This is a genomic window from Tahibacter caeni (assembly GCF_024609805.1).
GTDB lineage: Bacteria > Pseudomonadota > Gammaproteobacteria > Xanthomonadales > Rhodanobacteraceae > Tahibacter > Tahibacter caeni.
In genome coordinates this window covers 1-4,706 of the sequence record NZ_JANFVR010000351.1, presented here as the reverse complement: position 1 = coordinate 4,706, position 4,706 = coordinate 1, and the positions used below count along the sequence as shown (strand labels likewise).

Below are 4,706 nucleotides of genomic sequence, written 5' to 3'. Positions count from 1 at the left end.
CCGCCGCCGCAGCGGCACCGGCGGCCGCACCGGCACCGGCGGCGCCGCAGCGCACGTCCCTGTCCGCTTCGGGCCAGCCCATGCGCACGGCGCCGCCGGGCGCAGCACCCGTGCTCGGCCAGCCCGAACAGCTCAAGGGCGTGCGCCGCAACATGGCGCGCGTCATGGCCGAGGCGCACGCGAAGGTCGTGCCGACGACGCTCTGCGACGACGCCGACCTGCACGCCTGGCTGCCGGGCAACGACATCACGGTGCGCCTGATCCGCGCGCTCGTGCGCGCGTGCAAGACCGTGCCCGCGCTGAACGCCTGGTTCGACGGCGACAACCTCACGCGCACCCTGCATCCGCACGTCGACGTCGGCATCGCCGTCGATACCGAGGACGGCCTGTTCGTGCCGGCGCTGCGCAACGCCGACGTGCTCGACGCGGCCGGGCTGCGCCAGGCCATCAATCGTCTGCGCGACGCGGTCAGGAACCGCAGCATCCCGCCCGAGGAGCTCAAGGGCTATACGATTTCCCTGTCCAACTTCGGCGTGTTCGCGGGCCGCTACGCGACGCCCGTCGTCGTGCCGCCCTGCGTCGCGATCGTCGCGGCCGGCAAGCTGCGCCACGAACTCGTGCCGGTCATCGGCGGCGTGGAGACGCACCGCCTGATGCCGCTGTCGCTGACTTTCGACCACCGCGCCGCGACCGGCGGCGAAGCCGCGCGCTTCCTCAAGGCCCTGCTCGACGACCTCGCGCTGGCCACCTGAGCACGCGCCGCCGCCGCGCCGGCGCAACGCTGGCGCGGCGGCCCGGCCGCTGCTAGCCTCGCCCGGGCCATAGGAGTTCGGGGGAATCCATGTCGCACAATCCATACGCGCCGCCGGAGGCGCGCGTCGTCGGGCGCGCTGCGTCGTTCGACGGTGCGCAGCAGGTATGGCGGGCCGGCGACCGCGCCGTGTTCAGGCCCGGGGACGATCTGCCGCCGCGCTGCGTGAAGTGCAACGCCGACGCCGAGCAGCCGGTCAAGGAACGCGCAATGCACTGGCATACGCCGTGGCTGTATCTGCTGCTCCTCGTGAGCATCCTGATCTACGTGATCGTCGCGCTGATCGTGCGCAAAAGCGCGAAAGTGAGCCCGGGCCTCTGTGCCGAGCACCGCCTCGCGCGCCGCAACATCATTCTCGGCAGCTGGCTCGCGGCGCTGGCCGGCATGGGCCTCATGGCGCTGAGCATCGACCGCTCCAGCGGCCCGCTCGCGCTGCTCGCGGCCGCCGTAATGCTCGGCAGCCTGATCTTCGGCATGGTCAAGGGCCGCATCGTCTATCCCACGCACATCGACGCACAGCGCATCGAGCTCAAGGGCTGCGGCGAAGCGTTCCTGGCTTCGCTGCCGCAGCGGCGCTGATCACGCCGCGCGCGGTTTTGCGTATTGGTTGCTCATGAATAATTTCCGTGTTTTCCGCACCTGCCTGACCTTAACGGTTCTGGCCGCTCAGCCAGCCCTGGTCGGCGCCGCCGAACTCGAAATCGTCAACCGCACGACGTTGGTCGCCGCCATCGACAGCAACGGCGACAGCTCGGCGCCGCGCAGCGCCAGCTTCGACGGCCGCTACGCGCTGTTCAGCTCGCGCGCGAGCAATCTGGTTCCCGGCGACACGAACGGCCGCGCCGATCTGTTCCTGCACGACGCGCAGACCCATACCCTGGAACGCGTCAGCGTCGGCAACGACGGGGCGCAGGCCAACGGCGACGTGGGAGCCGTCGGCAGCGTGTCCGACGACGGCCGCTACGTCGTGTTCGACTCGAACGCGACCAACCTCGTACCCGGCGTCGCCAACGGCATAAGCCAGATCTATCTGCGCGACCGCAGCGACGGCACGACGACCCTGCTGAGCCGCGTCGGCGGCATGCCGGCGCCGTTTCAAAGTGCCAATCCACGCCTGAGCGGCGACGGGCGCTACGTCGTGTTCGACAGCCGCTCGGCCCTCGTCGCCGAAGACGACAACGACTGGGCCGACATCTACCGCCTGGACCGCAGCACCGGCAATCTCGAGCTGATCTCGGTGTCCGCCGACGGACGCCGCGGCAACGGCGACAGCTACGACCCGCAGATTTCCGCCGACGGCAGCAGCGTGCTGTTCTACACCTGGGCCAACAACCTCGTCCCCGGCGATACCGACAACAGCCGGGACCTGCTGCTGCGCAAACCCATCGCTGGCACGACGCAGCGCGTCAGCGTCAATTCCACCGGCGCGGGCTTCGCGAGTTTCCCCCTTGCGGCAAACCAGGCCCTGACGGCCGATGGCCGCTATGCGCTGTTCAACACCTACCAGCCGGCCTTCGCCGGCGACACCAACGGCGCGAGCGACGGCTATCGCTTCGATAGCGCGGATGGCAGCGTACAGCGCGTGACGCTCGGGGTGAGCCACACACAGCTCACGGACTACTCCAGCGCCAACGCGATTTCCCGCGACGGCCGCTGGCTGCTGATGCACAGCAGCGACCCCAATCTGCCCGGCGCCTCGGGCTCGTCGAGAAGACACTATCTGCGCGATCTGTCCAACGGTGTCGTCTATCTGGTCGGGTTTCATGCGGGCGGCATGCGAACACAGGACGAAACCGATGGCGGGGCGTTGTCCGGCGACGGCAATATCGTGTTCGCGAGTTCACGCAATGACGGACTGGCCGACGATGACCACAACGACATGCGCGATGCACTGCGTTACCGGTTCGACTTAGTGCGGAGCGAGCGCCTGAGCCTGCCGCACGCAGGATCAGCCGGCGCGTTCGCCAACGGTCACAGCGGCGGTGCTGATACCGGCTTCGACCTCAGCGCCGACGGCCGCTACGTCGTCTTCGACTCGGACGCCGACAATCTCGTCGTCGGCGACTTCAACGGCGTCGGCGACGTCTTCCTGCGCGACCGTCTGCTCGGGGAGACCCTGCGCATCAGCCGACGCGCCGGCGGCGCGGAAACCCATTGCCGCAGCTTCTCTCCGAAAATCAGTCGTGACGGCCGCTATATCGTGTTCGTCAGTTGCGATGCCTTGACTCCCTACACCTTCGGCGGTTCGTATGAAGTCTTCCGTTACGACCGCCAGACCTCGCAGATGAAGCTGGTCAGCCAGGGGATGGTTGGGCTGAGCTCCGGTGGGTTCAACACGCACCCCAGCATTTCCGACGACGGTCGCTATGTGGCGTTCTCGAGTTCCGCCGCACTGGTCACCGGGGACGAGAATGGCTTCCGGGATTGTTTCGTGCGCGACATGGACAGCGGCGTCAACGTGCTCGCCAGCCGCACGCCGGACGGCAATGGAAGTAACTGGGACTCGCTGGTGCAGCGTCTTTCGGGCGACGGGCGCTATCTGCTGTTCAACAGCAACGCCAGCAATCTCGTCGCCGGCGACACCAACGGTGCCAGCGACGGTTTCGTGTTCGACCGCCTGGCGCAGACGGTGGAGCGGGTCACCCTCGGCAACGCCGGACTCGAACCCGACGGCGACAGCTATCCCAGCGACCTTTCCCGCGACGGCCGCTACGTGGCATTCACGAGCGTGGCGCTGAACCTGACCGGCGCGACCCCGCTGAGCTACTCGCGTGCGTTCGTGCGCGACCGCCAGAGCGGAACCACCGAACAGATCAATCGGCGCAGCGACGGTCAGCTGCTGAACGGCGGCAGCACCATCCCCAAACTGTCCGATGACGGCAACCGCGTCGCGTTCTATTCGTTCGCGTCCAATAGCGGCGAAGGAAATCATGCCGCGCTGCCCTATCGCTACTTTCTCTACGAGCGCGACAGCGGCCGGCTGAGCTCCGTCGCCGCGTTCGCCGAGTATGAGCAACCGTTCAGTGAGTTCGTCCTTTCAGGCGACGGCGACCATCTCGTCTTCAGCAGCAGCAAGACCGACCTCGTACCCGACGACGGCAACAACCAGTTCAGCGACGTGTTCCTCGCGCGCCGGCTCAGCGACTTCCTGTTCGCCGACGGCTACGAAACGGCCGAATGACGCGCTGATCCGCTTGCCGCTGCGGCCGCTCCGCGAGCGTTGAATATCCGGCGAAGATTCAAGCAGGCGCGCCGCCGGCGCCGGCGGCGCGGACCGAAATAAAGCGGGCGGAATCCGTCCGCCTTCGCGCTAAGCTTTGCGCCGGATTTCCTGCAGGAGCTTGCTCATGCATCACAGCCGACTGTGCACGTTGGTACTCGACTGCAGAGTGGACGACCTCACCGAATCCGCCGCGTTCTGGAGCCGCGCCCTCGGCAAGCCCATCGTCACCTTGGACCAGGACGGCGACGGCCGCTACGCGGAACTCGAGACGGCCGAAGACGAGCCCATCATCCTGCTGCAGCGCGTCGACCACGAGAGCCGCGTACACCTGGACATCGAAACCGACGACGTGCAGGCAGAGGCCGAACGCCTCGAAGCGCTCGGTGCGAAGAAGATCGCGTTCCGCCACGGCCGCTGGTGGGTCCTGGAAGCGCCCAGCGGCCATCGCTTCTGCGTCGTGCGCCAGCAGCGCAAGGCGTTCGGACCGCATCTGAACCGCTGGGAGTGAGCGCCGCCACGGCGGCGGCGCCCTGGACGATCAGTCGAAGCCGTCCCAGGCCGCGCCGCGGCAGAACGCGTCGCGGTGCCGCTGCAGGTCGCGCAGCTCGCGCACCGCGTAGCCGGTGCGGTGCGCTTCGGCGACGAGCTGGCGGGCCAGCGCGCAGGCCTCCG

4 protein-coding genes are annotated in these 4,706 nt (G+C 68.0%); all 4 read left to right on the top strand.

What is annotated here, in order from left to right; translation table 11 throughout:
• Nucleotides 1–752, top strand: a 752-nt coding sequence (locus tag NON22_RS20540; RefSeq protein WP_257388846.1) for a 2-oxo acid dehydrogenase subunit E2, incomplete at its 5' end; no start/stop codon positions are given.
• 89 nt (nucleotides 753–841) lie between these two features.
• On the top strand, nucleotides 842–1,390 hold the full coding sequence (locus NON22_RS20535) for a hypothetical protein (protein ID WP_257388845.1): 549 nt from the start codon (nucleotides 842–844) through the stop codon (nucleotides 1,388–1,390).
• A gap of 34 nt (nucleotides 1,391–1,424) precedes the next feature.
• Nucleotides 1,425–3,992 (top strand): TolB-like translocation protein, encoded by a 2,568-nt coding sequence (locus NON22_RS20530; RefSeq protein ID WP_257388844.1) that lies wholly within the window; start codon nucleotides 1,425–1,427, stop codon nucleotides 3,990–3,992.
• A gap of 166 nt (nucleotides 3,993–4,158) precedes the next feature.
• Complete coding sequence (locus tag NON22_RS20525; protein WP_257388843.1) at nucleotides 4,159–4,542, top strand: VOC family protein; 384 nt, start codon at nucleotides 4,159–4,161, stop codon at nucleotides 4,540–4,542.
• Nucleotides 4,543–4,706: the final 164 nt, after the last annotated feature.

Excerpts from the sequence above, each read along its gene's own strand:
- NON22_RS20535 (WP_257388845.1), top strand. The coding sequence starts at position 842 with ATGTCGCACAATCCATACGCGCCGCCGGAGGCGCGCGTCGTCGGGCGC.
- NON22_RS20530 (WP_257388844.1), top strand. The coding sequence starts at position 1,425 with ATGAATAATTTCCGTGTTTTCCGCACCTGCCTGACCTTAACGGTTCTG.
- NON22_RS20525 (WP_257388843.1), top strand. The coding sequence starts at position 4,159 with ATGCATCACAGCCGACTGTGCACGTTGGTACTCGACTGCAGAGTGGAC.